We start from the raw sequence: 26,444 nt of genomic DNA, 5'->3' as shown, positions 1-26,444 counted from the left end.
GCTGGGCGAACACCCGGTAGAGCGTGCGCGGCGACACATGGAGCGCGTCCGCGATGTCCCGGGGGCTCAGGTCGTCGCCGTGGGCATCCGCCCCACCCACCGCACCCGGATCCCGAGTTCGTCGAGGGTGTCGCGGGTCTTGCGGATGAAGTCGCGGTTGAAGTTCATCAGGAAGCGCACCTCGTCCGGCGACCGCTTCCAGTTCTCGGTGGAGAAGGCGTAGAGGGAGATCGCGCCGACGCCCGCCTCGATCCCGCCCTGGAGCACGTCCAGCACCCGCTCGGCGCCGACCTTGTGGCCCTCGGTGCGCGGCAGGCCGCGTTCCTTGGCCCACCGGCCGTTGCCGTCCATGACGATCGCCACGTGCTTCGGCACCAGCTCACCGGGCAGCTTCGGCGCCCGGGCGCCCGACGGGTGCGGCTCCGGCGCCTTGTACTCACGGCGCTGACGCCCCAGGATCCCGCGTACGACCATGACCTTCTCGTCTCCTCTTGCGGCTTACTTCTCTACGTAACGCAGCGAGCGCAGCCCGCGTTCCAGATGCCAGTGGAGGTAGGCCGACACCAGCCCGCTGCCCTCCCGGACGTGCCGCGGCTCGCACGCGTCCGCGGTCTCCCAGTCTCCCGTGAGCAGCGCGCCCAGCAGTTCCAGGGTCTGCGGCGAGGGTACGACGCTGCCGGCCACCCGGCAGTCGGCGCAGACCGAGCCGCCGGAGGCGACCGAGAAGAACCGGTTGGGACCCGGCATCCCGCACTTCGCGCAGTCGCCGAAGCTGGGGGCGTAGCCGTTCACGGCGAGGGAGCGCAGCAGGAAGGCGTCGAGCACGAGGTGCGGTGCGTGCTCGCCGTTGGCCAGCGTGCGCAGGGCCCCGACGAGCAGCAGATACTGCTGCACCGCCGGCTCGCCCTCGTGGTCGGTGAACCGCTCGGCGGTCTCCAGCATGACCGTTCCGGCGGTGTAGCGGGCGTAGTCGGTCACGATCCCGCCGCCGTACGGAGCGATGGTCTCGCTCTGCGTGCACAGCGGCAGCCCGCGCCCGACCAGCTCGCTGCCGCGCGCGAAGAACTGCACGTCGACGTGGGAGAACGGCTCCAGCCGGGCCCCGAACTTCGACTTGGTGCGCCGCACTCCGCGCGCCACGGCCCGCACGCGTCCGTGTCCGCGGGTGAGCAGGGTGATGATCCGGTCCGCCTCACCCAGCTTCTGGGTGCGCAGCACGATGCCGTCGTCGCGGAACAGGCTCATGGGGTCCATTCTCGCCTACGGCGACCGTGCCACGGGCCTTCCCCTTCAAGGGACCTCACCGAGACCGCGGGCATCGGCGCCCCCGGCCGCCGCGCCGCTGCGCTCGGCGGTGGTGGCACCGCGCACGGCGTCCGGTTCGGCGTCCCACTCACGGCCCCCGCCGTACGGCCTGAGCTGCACGTACGGCCCTTCGTGTCCCATGACTATGCCGATCCTCCCGGTGCGGGTGTCCATGACGTGGCTGCCGACGGGGGGCTTCATCTGCGCACTTCCTTCACCGATGGCTCCGCACTCCGATGGATGTGCCTCCACGGTGCTCCCCCGCGCGCCCGAGTTTCACGCTTCGTGTCGTCGCGGTGACGTCACGCACCTACACTCGGCGGGAGTCTCTTTCGGGGGCGTGCGGGCTGCCGTCAACCCTGACGATCGTCAAGGTCCGGCGCTGCCTTTCGGCCCGGGTTCCCGGCTGCTCGCGCTCCTACGTTCGGGCCCATGGAACGAGAACCGCGAAGGAAAGCCCGAGCCGGTCGACTGCTCGGTGCGTCGGCCGCTCTGGGCGTGGGAGCAGGAGTCGTCACGTGGCTGTCCCCCGGCGGGCTGGGCGAGGCCGGTGCCGTCGAGGTCACGGGCGGGGCTTCGGCGTCCGCGTACCGATCGGTGACCGGGGCGGTGGCGGACGCACCGTCGTGGCTGGGCCCTCTCCTGGATGTGGCCGCCGAGGGCACGTTGGTGATCCTCGGCTTGCTGCTGGTCCGGATGTGGTGGACGGCGATCCGCCGCAAGGACACCCGAGAGGTCGCCGGGTCCGTCCTGACCGGTCTCGGCACCGTCGCGGCCTATGCGGTGAGCGAGGCGGTGAAGCTCGTCGTGGACGAGGAGCGTCCCTGCCGTGCGTTACGCGCGGGCGCCGCATCTGCCGCGCAGTGCCCCGGAGTTGGCGACTGGTCGTTCCCGAGCAACCACGCCACTCTGGCCGCCGGTCTGGCTGTCGGTCTCGCGGTGCTGCGGCCCCGCCTCGCCGTGGTCACGCTGCCGCTGGCCGGGGTTGCCGCGCTGCTGCGTGTGCTGGTGGGGGCTCACTACCCGCACGATGTGCTCGCCGGCGCGACGCTCGGCGGAGCTGTCGTGACGGCGGTGCTGCTCGCGTTCCTGCCCCTTGCCCAGGGGGCGGCATCACGGCTGGGAAGGTCGAGGCGGAATGATCCCGGCCTCGTGGGCCACCACCGCGGCGGCGGCCCGGTTGTCGACGCCCAGCCTCGCGAGGACGGAACTCACGTGGGCCTTGACCGTTCCCTCCACCACATGGAGCCGCCGGGCGATCTGCCCGTTGGACAGGCCGCTGCCGAGAAGGGCAAGTACCTCTCGCTCCCGAGCGGTGAGGGCGTCGACCTGCCGGCGGGCGGCGGAGCGCCGAGCGGCCAGGGCGCCGGTGCCCGTGGCGGCGAGGTGCGCGACGACCCGGGCCGCGACCTTCGGTGACAGGTAGGCGGCGCCCTCGGCCACCGCGCGGACTCCGGTGATCAGCTCCTCCGGCTCACCCGACTTGATCAGGAAGCCGGCCGCACCGCCGCCGAGCGCCTTGAGGATGTAGTCGTCCTCGCCGAAGGTCGTCAGCATCACGATGCCCGTGGCCGGCGCCGTATTGCGGATCTCCGCGGCGGCGTCGATGCCGTTGATTCCCGGCATACGGATGTCGAGTACCGCCACCGCGGGGCGATGGCGCCGGACCAGTTCCACGGCGTGGTGCCCGTCGACGGCCTCGGCGACGACTTCGATGCCGGGATCCGTGGCGAGAACGGCGCGTACCCCGGCGCGGATCATCGGCTCGTCGTCGGCGATCAGCACCCGGATCATCGAGCGCTCACGGGGTGATCGTGTCCAGGGACACCAGGGTGTCCTTCCGGAAGCAGAGTTGGTAGACGTCTCCGGACCGGTCGTCGAACCGGTCGGCCGTCATCGCGTAGTACTCGCACGTCGTGCCGTCTCCCGTCGGCTCGGCAGTCAGCGGGCGGTAGTTCGTCTGCCGGTCCGGCAGGAGACGCTCCGTCTCGGAACGATCCTGCCCGACACGCAGGCGGGCGTAGTCGCGTGGGTCCAGGACCGACTGTGCCGCCGACATCGTCTCCCAGCCGATGAGGGCTCCGCTCAGCAGAGCTCCCGTCACGAGGGGCACCATGACCGCGACGACCAGGGCCCGGCCGACCCGGCGCCTTGCGCGGCGATGTTCCCGCGGCAGTTCGTGGCCGTGCGGGGCCGAGTGCGCAGGCGGCGGTGAGGGTGTGTGCGGTGGCGAGGGAGCGTGCGGGATCCGCGCGACGACCGCGTAACCTCCGTCGCGCGGGCCGTGGTCGAAGGAACCGCCGGTCAACCGCACCCGTTCTTCGAGACCGATGAGGCCACGCCCTCCGCTCCGGGGCCGGGTTCGCTGGTCGGCGGCGGACGACGGTGGGCCGTTCTCCACGACGACCCTTGTCTCGGTCGTCGTATGCGTCACGTGGACGGTCGCGGTCGCGCCGGGCGCGTGCTTGGCCACGTTGGTCAGAGCTTCCTGCACGACCCGGTGAACTGCCCGTTCGACGACGGACGGTACGTCGTCCGCCGCGCCGCCGGTGTGCAACTCCACGGTGAGGCCGGCCGCGGCAGCCTCGGAGGTCAGCCGCGTGAGGCTGGAGTCGCCGGGGTCCATGGGCGTCGCGTCGGCCTCGTCACGCAGGACGCCGATCACCTCGCCGAGCCGCTCCACCGCGGCCGCGGCCCTGGCTCGGATGTCACCCGCGGCCCTTTGGTGGTGTTCCTCAAGGTCCGGCGCGAGTTTGAGCGCGCCGGCCGACAGGGCGATCAGGCTGAGGTCATGGCCGAGCACGTCGTGCATGTCCTGGGCGATCCGTGCCCGCTCGCGCAACCGGGCCTGGTCGGCGATCAGTTGCTGCTCGCGGTGCAGCTGTTCGGCGCGCTCCCACCCGGCCCGGACAAGCTGCCGGTACTGGCACCAGAAGCGGCCCGCGAACCAGGGCAGCATCGTGGCGGCGACCACCACCGTCACGAAGCGGCCGGCGAGAGGGAGCCAAGCGGGAACGGCGGACAGGGTCACCACAGCGGCCGCGAGAATCGCGACCAGGGCGAGAGCCGTCGGCGCCGTCCGTCCAGGACGCCGTCCTGCCAGGAACGCGGCGACGGCGGTCGGGACAGCCCACCACGCGTTCAGCACGCTCAGAGCGGCGGCCACCGCGGCAGCCGCCGTGAGAAGGGCTCCAGGGTCAAGTGCCCGCCGTGGAAGAGCGGTTCGGGTCGCGGCCTCACGGTTGATCACTGCGCTGTCCACGGAGGTGACGGTACGGACACCGGGCGCCGTGCGACCACTGCCGAAAGTCCTATACCGCGTCTAGGTACGCCGTTCCACCGACACCAGTCCCGCCTCGTAGGCGGTGATCACCAGCTGGACCCGGTCCCTGGCGTCGAGTTTGGTGAACAGGCGGGTCAGGTACGTCTTCGCGGTGGCCACGGTGATGCACAGTTCGGCGGCGATCTCCGTGTTGGACAGGCCGCCGCCGACCAGGGTCAGCACCTCGCGTTCGCGGTCGGTGATGCCCTTCAACTCGCGGCGGGGACGCGCCGGTTCGGGGCGGCTCGCGAAGTCGTGGATCAGGCGGCGGGTGACGGCGGGCGCGATGAGCGCGTCTCCGGCGGCCACGATCCGCACGGCGCCGATGATGTCGTCGAGGGCCATGTCCTTGACCAGGAAGCCGGACGCGCCGGCCCGCAGTGCCCCGTAGACGTACTCGTCGTCGTCGAAGGTGGTGAGGACGACGACCCGGGCGGCCGAGCCCGCCGCGCCGATCCTGCGGGTCGCCTCGATGCCGTCCATCTCCGGCATCCGGATGTCCATCACCACGACGTCCGGGGCGAGTTCGGCGGTCAGCCGCACCGCCTCCCCGCCGGTGGCGGCCTCACCGACCACCTCCACGTCGTCGAGGTCGGCCATCACCATGCTCAGCGCGGTACGGATGAGTTCCTGGTCGTCGGCGAGGAGGACCCGCACGGCACGGTCCGTCATCGGGCGGCCGCCGGAACGGGCAGTCGGGCGGCGACCCGGAAGCCGCCCCCGGGACGCGGGGCGGCGGTGAACTCGCCGTGCAGGAGGGCGACTCGCTCCCGCATGCCGGCCAGTCCGAAGCCGGTGTCGGTCGCGCTTCCCCGGCCCCGCCCCTCGTCCGTGATCTCCAGGGCGAGTTCGTCGTCGCGGTAGTCGAGGGTGACCCGGCACGCGTGCGTGTCCGCGTGGCGTACGACGTTGGTGACGGACTCCTGGACGATCCGGAACGCCGACAGGTCGATGTCCGGCGGGAGTTGACGTGCCTCGCCGAGCCGGGTCACCTCGACTCGGACGCCGGCGGCGGTGGTCGTGAGGGCCAGTCGGTCCACGTCCGACAGGCCCGCGGGGAGGGCGGCGGCGCGTGCGGAACCGTCGGCGGCCCGGTCCGCCGCCCGCAGCGCCACCAGCATCCGGCGCAGCCCGGCCAGCGTCTCGCGCCCCTCGTTCTCCACGGCCCGCATCGCGGTCAGGGCCGCCTCCGGGCGGGTGGTCGCCACCCGGGCCGCCGCGCCCGCCTGGAGGGCGATGATGCCGATGCTGTGGGCGACGGTGTCGTGCATCTCCCGTGCGATCCGCAGCCGTTCGGCGGTCACGGCCCGGTCCGCGTGCTCGGCACTGAGCCGTTCGGCGTGGACGCGGGCCTGGTGGGAGGAGGTGCCGAGCAGCCAGGCGATGACGGCGACGAGGGTCACGGCGAGCTCCGCCGAGGTGCCGACGTTCCAGCCGTTGAACAGGCGGACGGCGAGGTAGGCGGCGAGGGTGCCGAGGGCCAGGGCGAGCGCGGCGGTCGCGGTCCGGCGCGGGCGGGCCGCCGCGACGAAGTACAGGGCGACCACGGGGCCGACGAACAGCGCCATCGGTATCGCGCCCACGCCCAGCGGGGTCGTCGCGAGGACGGACGCGAGCAGCAGGGCCGCGAGAGCGCTCAGCGGCCGGCGCGCCAGCAGCCAACCGCCGTACAGGGCAAGGGCGGTGGACAGGGCGAGGGTGGCCAGGCCGTCCCAGCGGTAGAGCTGGACCGCCGCCCACTCGTCCGGCTCGACCTCGCCGGGCAACTGGACACGGGAGAGCAGGGTGAACAACTCCCCCGCGCACCACGCGAGCGCCGTCCAGGCACCCGGGGGTACGCGCTTGTGCAGGGGCGGCGACGGTTCGGCGGCGGACATGCGGCGATCGTAGACACGCGCCATGGGTGCGGTCATCGGCCCGGGGACGTACGACTCCGGTCGACAGCACGGGCGTACGACTGTCAGCCGCCGGGCGATGACCGGTACCGGCCGCGCGCGGGACCGTGGTGGGCATGATCGAAGTCGAGCACCTCACCAAGCGGTACGGACCCACCACCGCCGTACGCGACCTCTCCTTCACCGTCCGCCCCGGCCATGTCACCGGCTTCCTCGGGCCGAACGGCGCAGGCAAGACCACGACCCTGCGGATGCTGCTCGGGCTCGTCCAGCCGAGCGGCGGCACCGCGACGGTCGACGGCCACGCCTTCCGCGACCACCCGCGCGGTCTGCGCCACGTCGGCGCCCTGCTCGACGCCCACGACGTACACGGCGGACGCAGCGCGTGGGCGCACCTGCGGGCGCTGGCACGGAGCAACCGCATCCCCGCGGGCCGGGTTGACGAGGTGCTCGCCGAGGTGGGGCTCAGCGGCGCGGCGGCCCGGCGCCGGGTCGGCACGTTCTCGCTGGGCATGCGGCAACGGCTCGGCATCGCGGGCGCGTTGCTCGGCGAGCCGCCGGTGCTGCTCTTCGACGAGCCGCTCAACGGGCTCGATCCGGAAGGGGTGTTGTGGGTGCGGGAGCTGTTTCGGCGGCTGGCCCGGGAAGGGCGGACCGTCTTCGTCTCCAGCCACCTCATGTCCGAGATGGAGCACACGGCCGACGAGTTGGTCGTCATCGGACGCGGTGAGCTGATCGCCGCCGAGAGCCTCACCGAGTTCGCCGCCCGCGGCACGGCACCGACGGTGACCGTGCGGACTCCGGACGCGGGGCCATTGGCCATGGTGTTGGCGGCGGAGGGGGCCGAGGTGACGCCGTACGACGAGGAAACTCTTCGTGTCGGCGGGGTGAGCGCCGGGCGGGTGGGCGAGCTGGCCTTCGAACACCGTTTTCTGCTCCGGGAGTTGACGACTCAGGCCGCGTCGCTGGAGCGGGCGTTCATGGAACTGACGGCGGACAGTGTGGAGTACCTGGCGGGAGCGGAAGCGGGCGTGGACTTGAGGGAGACCCGAGAAGCGGGCGCGGACATGAGAGAGGCACGAGAATCGGGCGCGGACATGGGAGAGGCCCGACGATGACGACATCGGCGACCACTCGAACCGCGTCCCGCCCCACCACCTCCTTCCTCGACCTCTTCGCCTCCGAGTGGCTCAAACTCCGTTCCCTGCGCTCCACTTACTGGGCCCTCGGCTCCGGCGCCCTGGCCGTGATCGCCTTCAACGCGAACGCGGCCCGCGCCGACTTCGTCAACTACCCGCACTACGGCGAGCCGATCCACGACGACTTCGTCTTCTGGGCGCTGCGGGACGCCTTCACCCTGGGCTCGGCCATGATCACGATCCTGGCGTGCGCGAGCATCGGCGCGCTCACGGTGGTCGGCGAGTACGCGACGGGCCTGATCCGTACGACGTTCACGGCCGTCCCCGACCGGCGGGCGCTGATGGCGGCGAAGGTCGCCGTGGTGACGACGGTGATGACGGTGTTCGGCGTGGTCGTAGCGGGCGTCTCTTTCGCCGCGACGCAGGCGATCCTGGCCGGGAGGGACGCGAGCGTGTCCCTCGACGAGCCCGGAGCGGTACGCGTGATCGCGGCGTCGGCGCTCCTCGCCCCGGTGTGCGCGCTGGTCGGCATGGGGCTCGGCGCGCTGATCCGGCACGGCGCGACGACGATGGTCCTGACGACCGGCGTCCTGCTGCTCGCCCCGGCCTTCGTGACCGACCGCTACCACTGGACCGCGTGCGTCCGAAACGCCCTGCCGTACAACGCGTGGATGCGGCTCGTCGACATCGGCTACGGCCGCGAACCGTACACGCTGGCCTCGCGGTACCCGACGTCGGTCACGGGCGGGTGGGTGGTGTTCGCGGTGTGGGCGCTGGCGGGTGCCGTCGTGGCGGTGATGGCAGTGGACCGGCGGGATGTGTGAGGGCGGGAGGGCAAGGTGATCCCCCCGGGGGAGCGGCGGGCTCGGGGGTGACCCCGAGTCGGAGACTGGGGTAACCCCCCGTGGGAATAGGGCAGTTGCCCGGATGTGAGGGGGCGGCGAGAGCCGCGAGGCTCGTCCGTATGAAGCAGACCATCCGCAACGGTTCTCTGATCGCCGTCTCCAGCCTGCTCCTCGGCCTCACCGCGCCCCTCGCGGCGCACGCCTCGGCCTCGTCGGAGGCCGACGCGCTCGGCTGGTCGGCGTGCGGCTCCGGTGCCGACCCCCGTCTGGAGTGCGCGACCCTCCAAGTCCCCCTGGACTACGCCGATCCCGGCGGCCGGCGGATCGACATCGCCGTCTCCCGGATCGCCGCCGAGAAGCCGTCCGCCCGTCGGGGCGCCCTGCTGATCATCCCCGGTGGGCCGGGCGGCAGCAGCCTCGACGACCCGGTCGAGAAGGGGCGGAGGATGCCGCAGAAGCTGCGCGACAGCTACGACCTGATCGGCTTCGCCCCGCGCGGGAACGCGCCGTCCACCGCCGTCGACTGCGGCCTCGAACACGGCGACCTCGCTCTGACCAAGCTGCGGCCCTGGCCCGCGGCCGACGGCTCCGTCACCGAGAACATGGCCGCCGCACAGCGCGTGTCGCAGGCCTGCGCGCGCAACGGCGGGCAGTTGATCCGTCACATCAGCACGGCGGACAACGCCCGCGACATCGACCGCATCCGGGCCGCGCTCGGCGAACGCCGGATCTCCGCGTGGGGCGTCTCGTACGGCACGTACATCGGCGCGGTCTACGCCCAGTTGTTCCCGCAGCGCACCGACCGGATCGTCCTGGACAGCAACCTGGACCCGACCGGTGACCTCGGCCGCACCGACGTGTCTCGCGCGTGGCTCGCCGGGTTCGCGCCCGGCGTGAAGGGCCTGTTCACCCAGTTCGCGCGGTGGGCCGCCGAACCCGGCAACCCGCACCGGCTCGCCGAGACACCCGCGGCCGTGCGGTCGGACTTCCTGCGCCTCGCCGACCGCCTCGACCGAGAGCCGCTGCCCTGGCCCGGCGCCAACCCCGAGGTCCTGGACGGCAACGCGCTGCGCCAGGAAATGCTGAACGACTTCTACGACCCGGACGACTTCCCCGCCCTGGCCGAACTGATCCTCGCCGCCCGGCAGGGCACCGTACCGCCCGCGCCCGAGGCACCCCCGGAGGAGGCGCTGCAGAACCTGGCCGCGGTCGGCGCCGCCACCATCTGCAACGACAGCGCGTGGCCGACGTCAACGGCCGTGTACGAGAAGGGTGTTGCGGAGAGCCGGGCCAAGTATCCGCTGACCGCCGGGATGCCCGCCAACGCGATGGTGTGCGCCGCCTGGCCCTTCCCGCCCGCGCAGCCGCCGGTGCGGATCACCGACCGGGGGCCGTCGAACATCCTCCTCGTGCAGAACGAGCACGACGTGGCGACCCCGCTCAGCGGCGCGCTGAAGCTGCGCTCGGCCCTCGGCGAGCGAGCCGTCATGGTCACCGTCGACTCCACCGGCCACGACGCCTATCTGGACAACGGCAACGCGTGCGGCGACCGGACGGTCTCCCGCTTCCTGGCGACGGGAGAGCGGCCGGGGCGGGACGTCTACTGCGACTGAACGGCCGGGCGGGGGGCGCCTGTTCCTTGGGCACCCCCCGCCCCCTCGCCCCCCTCGCCCCGTCCTAGCGAGCCGTCGCCACGCACGCCTTCCCGTACTGCCGCGCCAGTGCGTGGAACGCCTCCTTCGGCTCCCAGTGCCAGTCCGAACGCGGGTCGCCGGGGCAGTCCTTGATGGTCTTGGTGATGCTGTAGCTCGCCAGGTCGAGGTCGTAGCGCGGGTTGTCGGCGCGGTGCGGTGCGTCCGGAGTGACGAACTCGAACGCCATCGCCGCGTACAGGCCCATCGACTCGAAGACCCGGACGAGGTCGACGAGATAGGCGGCCTGGGTGTGTTCGCTGCGGACGTGGTGGCCTTTGATCTGCCCCTTGTCGTAGTCGACGATGTTCCACCCCATGCCGGCCGTCTCGGGGGCGCCGACGTAGGCGCAGGTGCCGAACTCGGTGATGGCGACGGGCTTGCCCCAGCGCCGGTACTTCCGCAACTCCCGTACGTATTCGGCGGGTTGGCGGAAGTACGAGTAGTAGTCGATGCCGACGACGTCGAAGAGGCGCCAGTCGACCCGGTCGTCCTGGGCGGCGGCGTAACTGAGCCGGCCGTGGAAGACGGACCGGCCCACGGCCGCCGCCTTGGCGGTGAAGCGGTCGAGCTTGCGCTGCATCCTCACCGGGTCGACATTGCCCTTCAGCAGGTTCTCGACCCGGTCCAGGACCGTGTCCCCCGGCACGATCCCGGGCACGAACAGCCAGAACTCGCAGCCCACGCTGAAGTCCACGCTCGCGCCCTGCCTGCGCAGTCGCTCCGCGAACCGGCCGCACTCGGCCAGGTGCTCCAGGATGTCCCGCTCCGGGACGTCCCCGAGGGTCGGCTGCAGCCAGACGTGCAGCCCGCGCTCGGCGGCCTCGGCCGCGGTCCTGGTGAGCCGCTCGACGCCGTCGCCGGTGACGTCGACCGTGTCGGCGTGCAACTCGTCGCGGATGACGCGGATGTCCCGGCGCATCCGCGCGGCGCTCCACGCGGTCCCGGGCGTCTCGCCCGCGCCGACGGTGTAGACGACACCGCGATGCCGGAGCCCACGCCGTCCGGCACCCCCTGCCCCAGCACCCCCGACCGCGGCCCCGGCCGCCCCCGACGGCAGCACCGCCGCCGTCGCCCCGAGGGCCGCCGCCCCCGCCATGAACTGTGCCCGGCTGATCCCCTTCGTCTTCTCCATGCCCTTCACTGTGGCGCTCGGAGGCCCGCCCCGCCGTCCGCCGATGGTCTACGGCCGGGCAACCAAGGAATGAGTCACGGCGTCGAACAATGGAGAGATCGTCGACAGCCATCGACCGAAGGAGAGCACGATCCAAGGCTCGTACCAGTCCCCGAAGTCACCGAAGACCCCGACGTCCCCGAAGCCCCCGCTGACCCGACGCACCCTGCTCGCCGCCGGCACCGCCGCCTCCGCCGTCCTCCTCGCCGGCGCTCCGGCGCACGCGGCCACGGACGACCGGCTGCACCGACTGCGCCGGCTGGAGCGCCAACACGGCGCCCGGCTGGGCGTGTTCGCGCACGACGTCTGTACGCGGAAGAGCGTGACCCACCGCGCCGACGAGCGCTTCCCGATCTGCTCGGTCTTCAAGACCCTCACCGCCGGGGCCGTCCTGCGCGACCTGGACCACGACGGCGAGGTCCTCGCCCGCCGCATCCACTACACGCGTGCCGACCTGGTGGACGGCGCCCCGATCACCGGCACGGACGAACACCTCGCCAACGGGATGACCGTCGAGGAACTCTGCGACGCGGCCGTCCGCTACAGCGACAACTCCGCGGCCAACTTCCTGCTGCGCCTGCTCGGCGGCCCCACCGCGATCACCCGCTTCGCCCGCTCGCTCGGCGACCGCGTCACCCGCCTGGACCGCTGGGAGCCGGAGCTCAACTCGGCCGAGCCGGGGCGGCTCACGGACACCACTAGCCCGCGCGCGATCGGCGGCAGCTACGGCCGGCTGGTCCTCGGCGAGGCCCTGAACCGCCGGGACCGCGAGCTCCTCACCCACTGGCTGCTGAACAACACGACCGGCGCCAACCGCATCCGGCGCGGCCTGCCCGACACCTGGACGGTCGGCGACAAGACGGGCTCCGGCTCGTACGGCACCACCAACGACGTCGGCATCGCCTGGACGCCCGAGGGCGCCCCGATCGTGCTGGCGATCCTGTCGACCACCCCCGGCCAGGACCGCCCCTGGGACGACGCCCTGATCGCCGAGGCGGCGGCGCTGGTGGCCGACGTACTGGTCGAAAGCTCGTAACAGCTCGTCACTCGTCCATCGGCGGTATCCCGTGGTGCGGCAGGTTCAGCGTCGCCTCCCACAGGCGCGTGAACTGCCGCATGCGGTGCTCCACATGGGAAGGGCGGGCGTTGAGCGTGGTCTTGGCGTTGATGTCCTTGGTGTCCTGGTCGATCTCGTAGGAGAGCTCCCGGTCGAAGACGATGAAGTCGCTCTTCGTGCCCAGTTGGGCCCAGGGCGGCAGCTCGGAGAAGGCCACCACGCGGGCGTCGATCTCCAGTGCGCGCTGGTTCTTGCAGAGTTGCTTGAGCGGTTCGTCGATCTCCTCGGGGGTGTTGACGAGGAACAACCGGCGTATCTCCACCTCGCGTTGGACCGCGTCGCTCTGCGCTTCCAGATAGCGGGCGGCGGGCTCGCTGCCCCAGAAGTCGCGGTCCACCGAGGTGCTGGTGGCGTCGAGGCTGTGTTTGATGCAGTGGGTGAGGCCGATGAGCCAGTCCTGGTTCTCGCCCAGGCAGTCCGTGCTGCGGTTGCTCAGGTTCTCCAGGAGGCCCGCGAGCCGTTCGATCTCCTCGCTGGCGAAGGTCTTCACGGTCTCGTTGTTCAGCTGGCCGCACTCCGTGGCGCTGCGGGCGAGCTTGACCACCCCGTCCGAGCGCAGTACCGAGCGGTCGACGTTGCTGAAGAGTTCGGTCGCCTCGCTGATCCGGGCGAAGCGGTCGTCGACCAGTTCGGTCAGGGCGACATGGTGACTGATCAGGTTGTCCTTCACGTCCCTGATCAACTGGGCCTGGCTGGTCTCGATCTGTTCGAGGCGGCGCTCGAAGTCGACCAGGTACTGCACGATCAGGGCCGCCCCGCCGATGACGATGGAGGCGGTCAGGTTCCACACATCGCCCTGGTCCTGGTCGAGCGCGTTGGTGACCAGGTAGGCGATGAGGAAGACCAGGGCGGTCACGAGGATCTTCACCAGGACCGGTGGGAAGCGCAGCCCCCTCGCTTCCGGCCGCGTCGGCTGGATGGTCCGGTGCGGTGTGGCGACGGTCGTGGTCGTCGTGGTCGTGGTCACCGGTGCTCCGTTCATGGTGTCTCCCCCGTCGGGACTCGGCGCGGTGCAAGGGTGTTCAGCAGGGCGAGCTGATCGCGGATCCGCTGCGAGACGCTCTGCCACTGCCGGGTGAATCCGGGCTCCTGTTCCAGTACGTCCCACAAGGTGCTCAGCGTGCGGTCCCCGCGGGCGCGGGGCATCCACAGGTGCATCAGGTGCTCGACGGCGGGGCGCAGTGCCGTCAGCGCGGTGGGCGCCTCGACCGAGCCGAGCCGGCCGTCGAGCAGGCGGACCACGGTGGTCAGCAGCCAGTCGTGCAGGGCGAAGTCCTCGCACAGCCCGGCCACGGCCATCGGTTTCGTGCCGTCGGGCACGGACAGGCGGACGGTGCGCAGGTCGCCCTCGCCGAGCGTGAAGCGCTGGATCGAGGGGCCTGCGCCCTTCGAGTCGGTCAGTGCGGCCCAACGGAGGTGCGTGCGGCGGGACTTCTTGAAGGGCACCGTCCGGTCCAGCAGGGGGTGCCGCAGGAGTTCGGTGAGGAGGCCGTCGGCGATCAGGCCGAGGTCCAGTTCGCCCGGGCGGCCGCCGCTCAGGATGCCGTCGGCCGCTTCCTGCTCGGGCAGTCGGCCGAGCGGTTCCAGCCGGCCGGGCCGCATCAGGTAGTGGCCCCAGGCACGACGCCGTTCGGGGCCGTCGGCCGGTGCCGTGAAGTAGGCGGTGGTCTGCAGGACGCGGCCCTCGGTGAGCGTCGCGCGGACCGCGACCGTGCCGACCACGCGCACCTTCGCCCCGTTGGCGGTGGGCAGGGCGCAGTCCACGCCCGTGAGGGTCTCCGGCGAGCGCGCGTAGAGGTTGGGGCGCTCGGAGACGAGGACGCGTTCGTCGGTGCGCAGGCTCAGCAGGGCGGCGGCCGACTCGGCGTCGAGGGGCTGCTGGGACGGCAGGACGCAGGTGAGCACCTCGCCGCAGCTCAGGACCGCGCTCGCGGTGCCGGGCGGGGCCGTCATCTCAGGGCCCCGCGTAGAAGACGTACGAGACGCGCTCGGCGACGGAGTCGGGGTTCAACTGGCCTTCGCGGGCGGCCCGTTCGGTGGCCTGGCTCAGGGCTCCGGCGTCCACGTCGGTCTGGTCGAGGACGACCCGCACCGCGTGTTCGACGGACAGGAACCGCGAGGGCAGCACGGACCAGGTTCGGTAGGCGCTGAACGGGGCCGCGGACGGGTTGAGTCGGAGCAGGGGCGGTAACTCGTCCCAGGCGCCGGGGAATTCGGCCGGGCGACCGTCCCGTACGGTCAAGTCCCTTGCCGTCAGGACGGGTTCGCCCTCGTTGCGGAGCAGGCCGAGGCGGGCCAGTTGCCAGACGGCGGCGAGGAAGGCGCAGGACCAGATGTGGTTGCCGTCGCGGTCCTTGTCCCACAGCTCGACGTCGACGAAGACGGAGTGGCGGCGGGCGGCGGTCTCGCTGGGCGGCTGCCAGGGGGCGGTCCTGCGCATGGCCTGGGCGGGGCGTGCGGTCGGGGTGCGCTGTCCGTTGGCGAGCCAGCCGGACCGGCTGACCGGGGGCCGGGCACCGTAGCTGCCCGGGGGCGGCGACTCGACCAGGCGGTCCGCGACGGCCTGGGCGATGGGCACCTTGTCGGCGACGGCGCAGGCGGACTCGCGGGCCAGGTAGTCGATGACGAGCCCGGCCCGGTCGGCCTCTTCGAGGATCATCGGGAGCAGGTCGGCCGGGGTGGAGAAGCGGGTGAAGTAGTCGTCTATCAGGAAGCACGTGCTGATCCGCGGGGTGCGACCCGCGGTCCGGGCGGCGGTGTCGGCGCGTGCCGCGTCCGCCCAGGGCCGTACCCGCTCGAAGTGCTCGCGCAGCCGCGCGGGCCCTCCTTCCAGGTCCTCCAGGTACAAGTGCCCCAGTTCCAGGGAGAGATGGGCCAGCGGCACCGACTGGGTGCGGGGTTCGGCCGCGGTCTCCCGGAAGACGGCCTCCGTCACGGCTGCCCCCAGTGGGTGTCGTCGGTCAGGCGGCGGGCGATCTCCTCCAGCACCTCCAGGGTGTCGGCGGTGGCGATCTGGGTGGAGACGACCTCTTCCTCGGTGATGAGTTGCTCGCGCAGCAGGAGTATGGGCTCCAGCGGTACGGTCCCGAGCACCACGCTGTCGCCGATGCCGAGGTCGGCGGCCAGCCGCCGCAGCTTCTCGTCGTACATCTGCATCCAGGCGGACTGGGCCGGCGGTACGTGGGACCACAGGGCCGAGTCGGGGTCGGGTACGGCGGCCCGGACGAAGCGGATGGCGCCCTGGAGCGCGTCCTTGTCGTGGCCGCGTTCCGCGCCGCCCTCCAGGATGCCGCGCTCCGCGAAGACCAGGCCGGACGCGGCGATGACGTGCTGGCGGGTCCAGCGGTGGAAGACGACCCAGCGGGCGGGCAGTGCGCTCAACTCCCGCTGTGCGGTGGCCTCCAGGACCATGTCCATCGCGTAGCTGCGGCCCGCGCTGAGGTCCACGACGATCACGTCGAACTCGGTGTGCAGGCGCAGCAGCAGGTCCACGCAGCGGCGCAGGGCGTCCTCGTCGGTGGCGAACTCGCCGCCGCCGGCGTCGCCGGGCAGCAGGACGAGCCGGCCCGAGCCGTTGGGCCTGCGGCGCAGGACGGGGTGTTCGGTGCGGCGCCAGATGTCGATCCGGACCGGCTCGTCGGCCCGGCCCTCCAGATAGGAGTGCAGTCCGCCGTCGCGGGCGCCGCGCAGGACGTCGGGTACGTCGAAGACGGCGGCGGCGGTGGGCGAGCCGAAGTCGAAGTCGACGTAGGCCACGTCGTCACCGGCGAGGGCGCGGTGGTAGGCGAGGTTGGCGCTGGTGACGGAGCGGCCGGTGCCTCCCTTGTCGGAGGCGGCGAGGACGAGCACGGTCACCCCTCTCCCGCTGCCGCGCCCCGGGCCCGCGCGAGGGTGTCGAGCTCGCCGAGGACGTCCAGCGCGATGGCACTGGCGGTGCCGGGCTGGGTGGCGACGAGTTCGCCCGCGCGGCGCAGCCGCAGTTCGATGGTCCGCAGCGACTTGGCCCAGTCGCTCTCGGCGAGCCCGGCGGCGCCGACCGCGGACTGCATCTCCTCCTTGCCGAAGCGGTGGTTGGCCTCACTGAGCAAGTCGGTTGCCATGAGCGCGAGTTGGGGGCTCCGGATCGGTTCGCGGGTGTAGAAGTTGTACGCGACGACCATGCACTCGGTGAGGCGTTCGGTGATGCTCCAGGACAGCGGGCCCTCGCGTTTGGGCGCGGTCGAGTAGACGGCGTTCACGTCGTCCCAGAGGTCGAGGCCCTCGCCGTCCTCGATGCGCCGCTGCCACAGGTGGTCGAAGGTGTCGTCGGCCAGGCGCAACAGCCGGTCCTGGATGGCGGTGTTGCGGGCGAGTCCGGCCAACTGGACGGTCCGCTTGAGGAGTTGCGCGGAGAAATCGGTGACCGTCCACTGCAGGGGCGGGCCGAGCCGCTCGCTGCCCTGCAGGGGCAGGGTGACGCCGGGGCTGTGCAGGCGCAGGGCCTGGTCGTCGCGGGTCAACGGGCTGGTGATGCGGCCGCGTTCGGCGAGGCGTCGCATGACGTCGACGGTGCGGGCGAGGTCCTCGTCGCCCGCGCGGCGGCGCACCAGGTCGTGGACGACGATGGCGGCGACGGAGAGCGAGAAGTACTCGGACTCCAGCCGCTGGCCGGTGACGCGCCAGGGGATGTCCTCCAGCGGCCAGCGCTCGTCGTTGAACCGGGCGATCTCCGACCAGTACTGCTGGGTCACCGTCCAGCGCAGGCGCAGCGCCTCGGCGAGCGTCTGCTGCTCCTCGTTGAGCAGCCCGAGGGTGAGGGTGCGGTCCGAGGAGAGGTCCTGGATGCCGTCCAGGGCGACGACGGTGAAGTACAGGTAGGGCACGGGATCGGCGACGCCGTCGACCCACGCCCCGACCTGCTCACGGGTGCCGGTCCCGCCGCTCAGGGGGACCGCGGGCGCGCCCTTCACCACACCCCACGCCCAGCCGCATTCGAAGAGCATGCTCTCGTTCTTCAGGGCGTCCTCGGTGTCGGAGATACCCAGCTTGATGCGGTTGGCGATGGTGGCACGCAGGGACTTGAAACGCTCCCGGAACTGCTGGAGCACGGCCCGCTCGGTCAGCCGCGGCTGGCCGAGGTTGCGGAACAGCCGCCGTCCCTGGGTGGTGTCGGCGTCGAAGACGTTGACGGTGAAGGAGCGCAGCAGGCCGACCATGGCGGCGGTGAGCCGCTCGCTGGTGGCCTCCCGGAGCGCGTCGACCTCGGCCCGTAGCTCCGAACGGAGCGTGGTGCGGGCGAACTTGTCGAGGAAGCCGAGGGTGGCCAGGCAGAGGGTCACGGACATGCTGAAGGAGTCGACGACACCGAGTTCCCGCTGCTCCGGGGTGACCTCCTGCAGCGGATCCTCGGCGGAGAAGTAGTAGTCGCCGGCGAAGGTGGGGCTGCCGTCGGGGGTGGAGTGCCGGTCCATGAACTCGGTGAGGGCCCGGACCAGGGCGGCCGGGATCTCCATCCGGCCGCCGGCCGGTCTGAGATCGCGCAGCACGTCCTTCTGCGTGGTGTCGGGCTCGTCAAGCCGGAATTCGGGGATCTCCGTGGCGGGATACATCAGGCACAGCAGCCGCTCGGCGTCGGCGACGCTGCTGAGCCGTCCCCAGTCCCCCCAGTCCCACCGGCCGTCGGCGAAGGAATGGCGGGCGATCGCCTGCCAGATCTGAAGCAGATGTACACGCGGCTTGATCTGCATCCGCTGTCCCCCTCGCACAGGCCGTGCCGGCCGCCGCCCGATCGGAATCCGGAAATCCGGAATTCAGGAATTACCGTCCCGCCGGCCGCAGGCCAGAATGATTCCCGTGTGCCCCGGACGCACCAAATGACTCGATTCTCCCAGGCGCCGTGTCTCGACTTTCTGCGCGAGCCCCTGGAAACTTTCCTTCACCTGTGTCTCGTCCACGTTGCACGCCGGGTAATGCCGGTCGCCCACGTCATACCCCCTCGACCCCTCCATGAACGCGGCGGCGAAAGGCGCCCCGGGCTCCAGCGCCGCCATGAAGCACGCGACTCCGCGCCGGAACTCCTCGTGCGAGGTGGAGATGGATTCGGCCACGAAGAACATCGTTCCGATCTGCCAACGGCGTCGATCACGAAGCAGACCGAAAGGTTTTCGTCGCCGCATGGCGAACAAATTACCCTCCTCGACCCGGACAGCGGTGCGGAATCTGTCCCTCGGGTCACCCTCCATCGCTTCGTACCCGGCGTTCCCGCACAGTACTTTCCAGAAGCTGTCCCAGCTCGGGTCGTAGTGCGGCTTCTGGCCGAGCAGGTAGTCGACGTTCTTCGGTGCCCGCTCCAGCAGGGTGATCTCCGTGCACCACGGGAGCATGGACAGGGCCGGATAGAGATTGGCTCCCGCACCGATGTCAATACCGTGAATCGGCCGATCGAAAGGTTCACGGAAGTGACTACTGAAGTGCTCCCGTACGAAAGTGAGGATCTCCGCGTCCGCGTCCAGAAGATCGCGGTAGTTCTGATCGACATAGGCCCCGGGATCGAATTCATCCCATGGCGCGTCGTCATTGAGCACGTCGGAGTCCGTCTGAACTCTGGAGGTCATGCCTGAGGATACCTCGCCGGGCACAACTCGCGGCAACTACAAGGACGTTACGCCAAATCGGCGACGCACTGCAAGAACTCTTGGGTGGTCAGATCGACAAAGGGATTTGGTCCTGAACAGCACTTGAGCACGCCGAAGATTCACAGCCATCCTGATCGGAACCCAGGTCGTAATTCACTCGTAAGTGGTCAACGTGCCCCGGACCTTCACCAGGAGGTGGCATGACTGCTCTGCCCGCACGCCCCTCGACCCGACAGCTGCGACTGCGCGGCGTCGACGAGGCGGACCTCGCCGCGCTGGCCCATCTGGACCGGGAGGCCTTCCCCGACGAGCCCTACCCCTACTTCGTACTGCGCCAGCTCTACGACGTGTACCCGAGGCACCTGCTGGTCCTCGACGACGGCACCGAATTGAAGGGGTACGTCCTCGTCGGCACGCCCCCGGACGCCACCCACAGCTGGATCCTCGGGCTCGGCATCACCCGGGACGAGCGCGGCCGCGGTCACGGCCGGCGGCTGATGCTGGAGGTGCTGCGCCGATTACGGGCCGACCGGGTGCGCGAGGTGTGCCTCACCGTGGACCCCGCCAACCTCCCGGCGATCGACCTCTACGCGTCCCTGGGCTTCACCGCCGAACAGGACGTCCGCGCCGACTACTTCGGCCCGGGCGCCGACCGCCTGATCATGCGCCTGACCCTGTGACGGGCCCCGCGAACCCCCGTACGTACCGCTTCTGCCAGGGCGTCTCCACCGCCCGCCGGTCGTAGTGCGCCCGCACATACGCGACCGCCTCCCCGGCCGGTACGCCGTCCAGCACCGCCAGACAGGCCAGCGCCGTCCCCGTACGCCCCCGCCCACCCCCACAGGCGACCTCGACCCGCTCGCCCACCGCCCGCTCCCAGACCTCGACCAGAGCGGCACGGGCGTCCACCCGGTCGCCGGGCAGCCGAAAATCGGGCCAGCGCAACCACCGTGACTCCCAGGCGACGGGCGCCGGTTGCCGGCCCAGAAGATAGAGGCCGTACGAGGGTGTCGGCGCGGCCGGATCCAGTGGGTGCCGCAGGCCTCGGCCCCGGACCAGCCGTCCCGACGGCAGTCGCAGCACCCCGGTGTCGTGCTCGTCCCACAGCTCGCCCATGCAGACCCCCCTCGGTTCCCGCCCCGCCGCTCGACCCCGCGAGCCGCCTCACCGCTCCGCGGCCTCCCGCTGGACCGCCTCCAGCAGGGCCCGGGCCGCCCATCGCATCACGTCCTTGGACTCCTCGGGGTCCAGTCCGCAGACGTCACGGGTGGAGACGAGGGCCTCGACGCCGTAGACCATCGTGGCGGCCATGGTGAGGCGGCGGTGCAGGTCGGGCGGGAGGGTGTCGGCGAGGGGTTCAAGGGCGGCGCGGGTGAGGTCGAAGCGGAGGCGGTTGCGGGTGGGGACGGCCTCGGTGTCGGGGCTCGCGCCGGCGCCTGTGCCCGTACCGGCGGCGGGGTCCGTCCAGCGTTCCAAGGCCGCCCGCAGCACCGCCCGCCACACCGCCTCGTCGCCCAGTTGCAGGTCGGCGGTGCGGGAGACGACCAGGTCGAGACGTTCGGCCGGGTCGTCCGGCAGGTCGGCGAGGGCCTCGAAGCCGCGGGCGACGGTCTGCGTCTCGCGCAGCAGGTCCTGCGGGTTGGAGAAGTAGCGGTAGGCCGTGGCCACCGAGACCTGGGCCTTGTGCGCGGCGTCCGCGACCGTCACCGGCCTGCCCTCGCGCACCAGCTCGACCGCGGCGTCGACCAGCGCGCGCCGGGTGCGCAGCTTCTGGTTGCGGCGCCCGTCGGTCCCGCCGTCACTCATGACAGACCCCTCCCCGCTCACGAGATGCTCCGCTCGGTCATGAGATGTCCCTCTTGTCATGAGAAAGTATTCTCATTATGGTAGCAGCGTCTCACCAACGGGGGCCGCGCACCTCAGAGCGCGCGGCACGAGCGAGAGGGAGTGCCCCATGGGCGCCATGACACCCGCCGAAATGGAAGCGCTGATCGAGACCCACATGGAGGCGGAGCGGATCGGGGACGCGGAACTCGCGGTCTCCATGTACACCGACGACATCGAGCACGACGCGGTCGGCTGGCCGGGCGGTCCGGCCTACGGCATCCCGGCGGCCAAGGACCGCTATCTGCAGCTGCTGAAGGACTTCCGCTCCGAGAAGGACGAGCGCACGCACACGTACTACTCGGACAACGGAGCGACCGTCGAGGACCTGATCACCGGCGTGGTCACGGGCTCCATGCTGGGGATCCCCGGCAACAACCGGCGCATCACCTTCCGGATGCTGCACGTCTTCGAGTTCAAGGACGGAAAGATCGCCCGCGAGAACGTGTGGCTGGACGGGGCGGCGATCGCCGCCCAGCTCACCGCACCCGAGCAGGCGACCGCGTAGGCATCCGCCCCGACCAGACCGGTCATCAACTCCAGCCATTTCAAAGCGCCATTGGTCCGACCTGTGACGGATACGCCCATTAGTGTGCGATGTCTTGACCGTCCACAGGACCCCACCTATGGTCGCGCTGACGTCAGGACATAGGACGTCGTATCTCCTCATCCTCGGCTGGAGGAACCGTGCACCGCCGGACCTTCCTGAAGCACACCGGAGCGGTGGGCGCGGCCGCTGCCCTGTCGTCGTCCCTGGCGGCCTGCGGGCCGGAGTCGACCAATGACACCGGGGGCGGCGGCAAGGACCGGGCACTGACCGCGGTGATCGGGTACGGGAACGACGGCAGCTGGGATCCCACGCAGACGGCGTCGGCATTCTCCATGGCCGCCAACAACCACATCTACGAAGGGCTCCTCGACACCGACCCGATCACCCGGGCGCCCTATCCGGCGCTCGGCACCGAGCTGCCGGGCGACCCGGACGCCACCACCTGGCGGTTCGCGCTGCGCGAGGGCGCCACCTTCCACGACGGCAGGCCGGTCACCGCCGACGACGTGGTGTTCGTGTTCGACCGGATCCTCGACCCCAAGACGCAGACCCTGGCCAAGGGCTTCTTCGCGAGCTGGCTGAAGCAGGTCCGCAAGGTCGACGCGCGCACGGTCGAGCTGGTGCTCAACTTCCCCTTCCCCGAAGGGCTTTCGCGGCTCACGCTGGCCAAGGTCATGCCCAAGCACGTGTTCTCGCGGCCCGGCGGCTGGGACGACGCGATCCGGGGTCTCGCGGTCGGCTCGGGACCGTACCGGCAGACCGCGCACCACCCGAAGGCCAACACCACCTTCGCCGCCTTCGAGGCCTACAACGGCCCGCGCCGGCCGGCCTTCCACAAGATGAACTGGCTGACGATCGTCGACGCGGCCTCCCGCGTGGCACGGGTCTCGGGCGCGAGCGCGGGCGCGCAGATCTCCGACAACATCCCGTACGCCAACATCGCCCGGCTCCGCGACGGCGGGATGACGGTCGCGGGCGGGGCCGGGATGAACAACCTGTTCCTGCTGTTCAACACCCAGCACAAGCCCTTCGACGACGTGCGGGTGCGGCAGGCGCTGCACTACGCGATCGACACCGACACGATCGTCCAAGTGGCGCTGAAGGGACACGGGAAGCCGTCCTCGTCGTTCCTGAACGAGGGCAACCCCGCCTACCGGCCGGCGAAGACCGTCTACCGACACGATCCGGAGAAGGCGAAAGCGCTGCTGAAGGCCGCCGGGGTCAGCGGCCTGAAGGTCGACATCCTCGCGGTGAACCTGAGTTGGATCACCGACTGCCTGCCGACCATCAAGGCGTCCTGGGACGCGATCGGCGTCAAGACGACCCTCTCCCCCCAGGAGACCACCGCCGTCTTCACCAAGCTGGACCAGAAGCAGGACTACCAGGTCGTGGCCGCCGCCTCGAACCCCAACCAGTTCGGCCTCGACGCCGACCTGATCATGCACTACAACTACGGCCCGCAGAACCTCTGGATGGGCTACGCCCGCTGGGCCGAACACCCGGTCGCCAAGCGGCTGTTCAGGGACATGGACCTGGCCACACGGGAGTCCGACCCGGCGCGGAAGAAGACGATGATCCAGGACTACGTCGACGTCGTCGCCGAACAGGCCGTGCTCTACCCGGTCGTCCACAACGAGTTGATGACCGCGTGGGACCCGCACGAGCTCACCGGCATAAAGCCGCAGCCCTATCCGGGCGTCAACTTCCTCCAGGCGAAGTGGGTCTGACGCCATGACAGCTGTCGTACGGATCCTGATCCGGCGCATCGCGCTGCTCGTGCCGCTGATGCTCGGCATCGTCCTGTTCGTGTTCCTGGTGATGCGCTTCTCGGACGTCGACCCGGCCTCCGCGTTCTTCCAGGGCGCCAACCCCACCCCGCAGCAGCTGCACGACTTCCGCGAGCGCAGCGGCCTGCTCGACCCGCTGCCCGTGCGCTACGTCGACTTCGTGGGCGATCTGCTCCACGGCGACCTGGGCACCAGCACCCTGACCCGCGCGCCGGTGCTCGACCAGGTCACCACCGCACTGCCGCTCACCCTCCAACTGACCTTCCTGGGCCTGGGGATCGCGGTCGTGCTGTCCCTGCTCGGCGGGGTGACCGCGGCGATCTACCGCGACCGACTGCCGGACCAGATCGTCCGGGTCGTCTCGCTGACCGGGGTCGCGGCCCCCGGCTTCCTGCTGGCGCTGCTGATGATCCAGTACCTGGCCGTGGACCGGGGCTGGTTCCCGGCCGGCGGCTACATCAACCCGGCGGACTCCGTCACCGGCTGGCTCAAGACGATGGCGCTCCCGGCGCTGGCGCTCTCGCTGCCGGTGGCGGCCCAACTCACCCGGATCGTCCGGACGTCGGTGGTGGAGGAGCTGGACAAGGACTACGTCCGTACGGCGATCGGCAGCGGGCTGCCGCCGCGGGTCGTGGTCGGGCGCAACGTGCTGCGCAACGCCCTGATGAACCCGCTGACCGTGCTCGGTCTGCGGGTCGGCTATCTGCTGGGCGGCGCGGTCGTCATCGAGACGATCTTCGCGCTGCCCGGCATGGGCAAGCTGATGATCGACGCCGTACAGAACGGCGATCCGGCCGTCGTACAGGGCGTGGTGATCACGACCGCGATCGGCTTCGTCGTCGTGAACCTCGTCATCGACGTCCTGTATCTGCTGGTCAACCCGCGACTGAGGGATGCGGCCACATGAACACCCCGTTCACGCGCAAGGGCCTCGCCGACGCGCTCTCCCGGCCCGGCATCCGGCTGCGCGGCCGGCGCCGACTGCCGCTCATGTCGAAGGTCGCCGTCTGTTTCCTGGCGGTCGTCGTGCTGGTGGCGCTGCTCGCCCCGCTGCTCGCGCCGGACGACCCGCTCGCCCAGCAGGCCCCGGTCGACGGCACCGGCCACCCGTCCGCCGCGCACTGGCTGGGCCAGGACAGCCTCGGCCGGGACCTGCTGAGCCGGCTGATGTACGGGGCCCGCTGGTCGCTCGCGATCGGTCTGGGCGCCACCGCGCTCGCCCTCGTGGTGGGTGCCGTGCTCGGCGCGGTGGCGGCGACCTCGCGCCGGGGTGTCGACGAGACGCTGATGCGCTGTCTGGACGTGGTGATGGCATTCCCGGGCATCGCGCTCGCGGCCGTCCTGGTGGCGGTGTTCGGCGGCGGCATCACCGTACTGATCTGCGCGATCGCGTTCCTGTTCACCCCGCCGGTGGCGCGGGTCGTACGGGCCAACGTGCTGGACCAGTACGGCGAGGACTACGTGACCGCGGAGCGGGTGATCGGCGCGCGGACCCCGCACATCGTGCTGCGGCACGTGGCGGTCAACTGCGCCGCTCCCGTGCTGGTGTTCTGCACGGTCCAGGTCGCCGAGGCGATCGTCTTCGAGGCGTCGCTGTCCTTCATCGGCGCGGGCGTCCGGCCCCCGGACCCGTCCTGGGGCAGCGTCATCGCGGACGGCAAGAACATGGTGCTGACCGGCGGTTGGTGGGCGACGGTCTTCCCCGGTCTGCTGATGCTGATCACCGTCCTGTCGCTGAACGTCCTGTCCGAGGGCGTGTCCGACGCGTGGGCGGCGCCCTCGGCGCGCGAGGTGACGGCCCGCGACCCGCACGAAAAAGGGGACGAGGACAAGGACCGGCTGGAGACGGCGGAGCCCGGCACCGGCGAGGTGCTGGAACTGCCCGGTCTGACGGCGGCGGCCCAGCGCCTGCGCTCCCGCGCCCGGCCGCTCCCCCAGGGGCAGTTGCCGATACTGGCCGTCGAGAACCTCGCCGTCGGCTTCGAGGGCCGGCACGACGGCGTGGACATCGTGGACGGCATCAGCTTCGAGGTGCAGCCCGGCGAAGTCCTGGGCCTGGTCGGCGAGTCGGGCTGCGGGAAGTCGCTCACCGCGCTCACCATCATGGGCCTGGAGCCCAAGGGCGCCCGCGTCCGCGGCCAAGTCCGCTTCGACCAGCGGGACTTGCTCGCCGAACCCATGCGCGTACGCCGCCGCCTGCTCGGCCACGAGATGGCGATGATCTACCAGGACGCGCTCTCCTCCCTCAACCCGGCGATGACGATCCGCGCCCAGCTCAAGCAGCTCGTTCGCCGGGGCGGACACCGCAGCCCCGCCGAACTCCTCGGCCTGGTCGGCCTCGACCCCGACCGCACCCTGCGCAGCTATCCGCACGAACTCTCCGGCGGCCAGCGCCAGCGCGTCCTGATCGCCATGGCGCTGTCCCGCGACCCGAAGCTGATCGTCGCCGACGAGCCGACGACCGCGCTCGACGTCACCGTGCAGGCGCAGGTGATACAGCTTCTGCTGCGCCTGCGCGAGGAGTTGGGCTTCGCGCTGATCCTCGTCTCGCACGACCTCGCGCTCGTCGCGGACGTCACCGACCGGGTGGTGGTGATGTACGGCGGACAGATCGTGGAGACGGGCGTGACCGCCGACCTGGTGGAGGCACCGGCCCACCACTACACGCGCGGCCTGCTCGGCAGCGTGCTCTCCCTGGAGTCGGCGGCCGAACGCCTCACCCAGATCAAGGGCGTCGTCCCCTCCCCCGCCGACTTCCCGGCCGGCTGCCGCTTCGCCGACCGCTGCCCCCTGGCGAGCGACCTGTGCCGCACCACCCGCCCCGACCTGCTGGGCCCCCCGACCCACACCACAGCCTGCCACCACCCGGCCCCCGAGCCGGTGTCCGTGGAGGCCGTGACGTGAGCCATCCCGGCGAGGACACAGACCACCCGGTGAACGCGACCGCCGAACCGCCCGACCACGGCCCGACCCACAACACCCGCACCGGCCGGGCGACCCGACGCGACCGGACCGGCGCACGACGCCCGGCGTCCGGCCCGGCAGCCCTCCACGGCCGCTGCCACCCGGCGATCCGGCCCGGCCGACGGAAACCCTGACGTGAACGCGAACACCGAACCGC

At 71.2% G+C, this 26,444-nt stretch carries 25 protein-coding genes and 2 pseudogenes; 11 read left to right on the top strand and 16 right to left on the bottom strand.

What is annotated here, in order from left to right:
• Positions 1–81: 81 nt before the first annotated feature.
• From uppS to ACWDR3_RS19695, 3 genes and pseudogenes are all read right to left on the bottom strand, one after another.
• Positions 82–474, bottom strand: a pseudogene (gene uppS, locus ACWDR3_RS19705) (polyprenyl diphosphate synthase); the annotation flags it as partial.
• Positions 475–498: 24 nt separating this feature from the next.
• On the bottom strand, positions 499–1,245 hold the full coding sequence (gene recO / locus ACWDR3_RS19700) for a DNA repair protein RecO (RefSeq protein WP_450353776.1): 747 nt from the start codon (positions 1,243–1,245) through the stop codon (positions 499–501).
• 45 nt (positions 1,246–1,290) lie between these two features.
• Positions 1,291–1,506: a hypothetical protein gene (locus ACWDR3_RS19695; protein WP_450353775.1), complete on the bottom strand. Its 216-nt coding sequence runs from the start codon at positions 1,504–1,506 to the stop codon at positions 1,291–1,293.
• Positions 1,507–1,737: 231 nt separating this feature from the next.
• Here ACWDR3_RS19695 and ACWDR3_RS19690 point away from each other — a divergent pair.
• Positions 1,738–2,457 (top strand): annotated as a pseudogene (locus ACWDR3_RS19690) (phosphatase PAP2 family protein); the annotation flags it as partial.
• Here ACWDR3_RS19690 and ACWDR3_RS19685 read toward each other — a convergent pair.
• The 4 genes from ACWDR3_RS19685 to ACWDR3_RS19670 are packed head-to-tail and all read right to left on the bottom strand — an operon-like array spanning position 2,419 to position 6,504.
• On the bottom strand, positions 2,419–3,099 hold the full coding sequence (locus ACWDR3_RS19685) for a response regulator (RefSeq protein WP_450353774.1): 681 nt from the start codon (positions 3,097–3,099) through the stop codon (positions 2,419–2,421). The pseudogene ACWDR3_RS19690 and the gene ACWDR3_RS19685 sit on opposite strands and share 39 nt — an antisense overlap.
• 7 nt (positions 3,100–3,106) lie before the next feature.
• Complete coding sequence (locus ACWDR3_RS19680; RefSeq protein WP_450353773.1) at positions 3,107–4,567, bottom strand: sensor histidine kinase; 1,461 nt, start codon at positions 4,565–4,567, stop codon at positions 3,107–3,109.
• Between the two features lie 60 nt (positions 4,568–4,627).
• A complete protein-coding gene (locus ACWDR3_RS19675) occupies positions 4,628–5,299 on the bottom strand; it encodes a response regulator (protein ID WP_450353772.1) in 672 nt (223 codons plus the stop codon).
• Positions 5,296–6,504: a sensor histidine kinase gene (locus ACWDR3_RS19670; protein ID WP_450353771.1), complete on the bottom strand. Its 1,209-nt coding sequence runs from the start codon at positions 6,502–6,504 to the stop codon at positions 5,296–5,298. Before ACWDR3_RS19670 ends, ACWDR3_RS19675 begins: the two co-directional genes overlap by 4 nt.
• A 134-nt stretch (positions 6,505–6,638) precedes the next feature.
• Between ACWDR3_RS19670 and ACWDR3_RS19665 the strand changes: the two genes are divergently transcribed.
• From ACWDR3_RS19665 to ACWDR3_RS19655, 3 genes are all read left to right on the top strand, one after another.
• On the top strand, positions 6,639–7,640 hold the full coding sequence (locus ACWDR3_RS19665) for an ABC transporter ATP-binding protein (RefSeq protein ID WP_450353770.1): 1,002 nt from the start codon (positions 6,639–6,641) through the stop codon (positions 7,638–7,640).
• The gene (locus ACWDR3_RS19660) at positions 7,637–8,485 is read left to right on the top strand and encodes an ABC transporter permease (RefSeq protein WP_450353769.1); all 849 of its coding nucleotides are present in this window, start codon (positions 7,637–7,639) and stop codon (positions 8,483–8,485) included. The genes ACWDR3_RS19665 and ACWDR3_RS19660 overlap by 4 nt, the downstream gene beginning before the upstream one ends.
• Before the next feature lie 140 nt (positions 8,486–8,625).
• On the top strand, positions 8,626–10,119 hold the full coding sequence (locus ACWDR3_RS19655; protein WP_450353768.1) for an alpha/beta hydrolase: 1,494 nt from the start codon (positions 8,626–8,628) through the stop codon (positions 10,117–10,119).
• A 64-nt stretch (positions 10,120–10,183) separates the two neighbouring features.
• On the opposite strand, the gene ACWDR3_RS19650 is transcribed toward ACWDR3_RS19655, so the two are convergent.
• The gene (locus ACWDR3_RS19650) at positions 10,184–11,332 is read right to left on the bottom strand and encodes an abortive phage infection protein (RefSeq protein WP_450353767.1); all 1,149 of its coding nucleotides are present in this window, start codon (positions 11,330–11,332) and stop codon (positions 10,184–10,186) included.
• A gap of 190 nt (positions 11,333–11,522) precedes the next feature.
• On the opposite strand from ACWDR3_RS19650, the gene bla reads away from it, so the two are divergent.
• On the top strand, positions 11,523–12,407 hold the full coding sequence (gene bla, locus ACWDR3_RS19645) for a class A beta-lactamase (protein ID WP_450353778.1): 885 nt from the start codon (positions 11,523–11,525) through the stop codon (positions 12,405–12,407).
• Positions 12,408–12,414: 7 nt separating this feature from the next.
• On the opposite strand, the gene ACWDR3_RS19640 is transcribed toward bla, so the two are convergent.
• The 6 genes from ACWDR3_RS19640 to ACWDR3_RS19615 form a co-directional block, all read right to left on the bottom strand.
• The gene (locus ACWDR3_RS19640; protein ID WP_450353766.1) at positions 12,415–13,470 is read right to left on the bottom strand and encodes a hypothetical protein; all 1,056 of its coding nucleotides are present in this window, start codon (positions 13,468–13,470) and stop codon (positions 12,415–12,417) included.
• A complete protein-coding gene (locus ACWDR3_RS19635) occupies positions 13,467–14,441 on the bottom strand; it encodes an SCO2521 family protein (RefSeq protein ID WP_450353765.1) in 975 nt (324 codons plus the stop codon). Before ACWDR3_RS19635 ends, ACWDR3_RS19640 begins: the two co-directional genes overlap by 4 nt.
• A gap of 1 nt (position 14,442) precedes the next feature.
• Entirely contained in the window at positions 14,443–15,423 is a 981-nt protein-coding gene (locus ACWDR3_RS19630) for an SCO2522 family protein (protein ID WP_450353764.1), read from the bottom strand.
• Complete coding sequence (locus ACWDR3_RS19625) at positions 15,420–16,337, bottom strand: SCO2523 family variant P-loop protein (RefSeq protein WP_450353777.1); 918 nt, start codon at positions 16,335–16,337, stop codon at positions 15,420–15,422. The genes ACWDR3_RS19630 and ACWDR3_RS19625 overlap by 4 nt, the downstream gene beginning before the upstream one ends.
• A 2-nt stretch (positions 16,338–16,339) precedes the next feature.
• Positions 16,340–18,214, bottom strand: a complete 1,875-nt coding sequence (locus ACWDR3_RS19620; protein WP_450353763.1) for an SCO2524 family protein — start codon at positions 18,212–18,214, stop codon at positions 16,340–16,342.
• A gap of 63 nt (positions 18,215–18,277) precedes the next feature.
• Positions 18,278–19,081: an SCO2525 family SAM-dependent methyltransferase gene (locus ACWDR3_RS19615; RefSeq protein WP_450353762.1), complete on the bottom strand. Its 804-nt coding sequence runs from the start codon at positions 19,079–19,081 to the stop codon at positions 18,278–18,280.
• A 221-nt stretch (positions 19,082–19,302) separates the two neighbouring features.
• Between ACWDR3_RS19615 and ACWDR3_RS19610 the strand changes: the two genes are divergently transcribed.
• On the top strand, positions 19,303–19,782 hold the full coding sequence (locus ACWDR3_RS19610; RefSeq protein ID WP_450353761.1) for a GNAT family N-acetyltransferase: 480 nt from the start codon (positions 19,303–19,305) through the stop codon (positions 19,780–19,782).
• Here ACWDR3_RS19610 and ACWDR3_RS19605 read toward each other — a convergent pair.
• Entirely contained in the window at positions 19,763–20,218 is a 456-nt protein-coding gene (locus ACWDR3_RS19605; protein WP_450353760.1) for a protein-tyrosine phosphatase family protein, read from the bottom strand. The genes ACWDR3_RS19610 and ACWDR3_RS19605 overlap by 20 nt on opposite strands.
• A 48-nt stretch (positions 20,219–20,266) precedes the next feature.
• Positions 20,267–20,908: a TetR/AcrR family transcriptional regulator gene (locus ACWDR3_RS19600; RefSeq protein ID WP_450353759.1), complete on the bottom strand. Its 642-nt coding sequence runs from the start codon at positions 20,906–20,908 to the stop codon at positions 20,267–20,269.
• 148 nt (positions 20,909–21,056) lie between these two features.
• Here ACWDR3_RS19600 and ACWDR3_RS19595 point away from each other — a divergent pair, with 148 nt between their 5' ends.
• From ACWDR3_RS19595 to ACWDR3_RS19575, 5 genes are all read left to right on the top strand, one after another.
• Positions 21,057–21,494, top strand: a complete 438-nt coding sequence (locus ACWDR3_RS19595) for an ester cyclase (protein ID WP_450353758.1) — start codon at positions 21,057–21,059, stop codon at positions 21,492–21,494.
• Between the two features lie 179 nt (positions 21,495–21,673).
• Positions 21,674–23,263, top strand: coding sequence for an ABC transporter substrate-binding protein (locus ACWDR3_RS19590; RefSeq protein ID WP_450353757.1), 1,590 nt, complete (start codon positions 21,674–21,676; stop codon positions 23,261–23,263).
• A gap of 4 nt (positions 23,264–23,267) precedes the next feature.
• The gene (locus ACWDR3_RS19585; RefSeq protein ID WP_450353756.1) at positions 23,268–24,230 is read left to right on the top strand and encodes an ABC transporter permease; all 963 of its coding nucleotides are present in this window, start codon (positions 23,268–23,270) and stop codon (positions 24,228–24,230) included.
• Entirely contained in the window at positions 24,227–26,227 is a 2,001-nt protein-coding gene (locus ACWDR3_RS19580; RefSeq protein WP_450353755.1) for a dipeptide/oligopeptide/nickel ABC transporter permease/ATP-binding protein, read from the top strand. The genes ACWDR3_RS19585 and ACWDR3_RS19580 overlap by 4 nt, the downstream gene beginning before the upstream one ends.
• On the top strand, positions 26,224–26,421 hold the full coding sequence (locus ACWDR3_RS19575) for a hypothetical protein (RefSeq protein ID WP_450353754.1): 198 nt from the start codon (positions 26,224–26,226) through the stop codon (positions 26,419–26,421). The genes ACWDR3_RS19580 and ACWDR3_RS19575 overlap by 4 nt, the downstream gene beginning before the upstream one ends.
• Positions 26,422–26,444: the final 23 nt, after the last annotated feature.

Source organism: Streptomyces sp. NPDC001002 (assembly GCF_053599215.1).
This window is presented reverse-complemented; position numbering and strand designations above follow the sequence as displayed.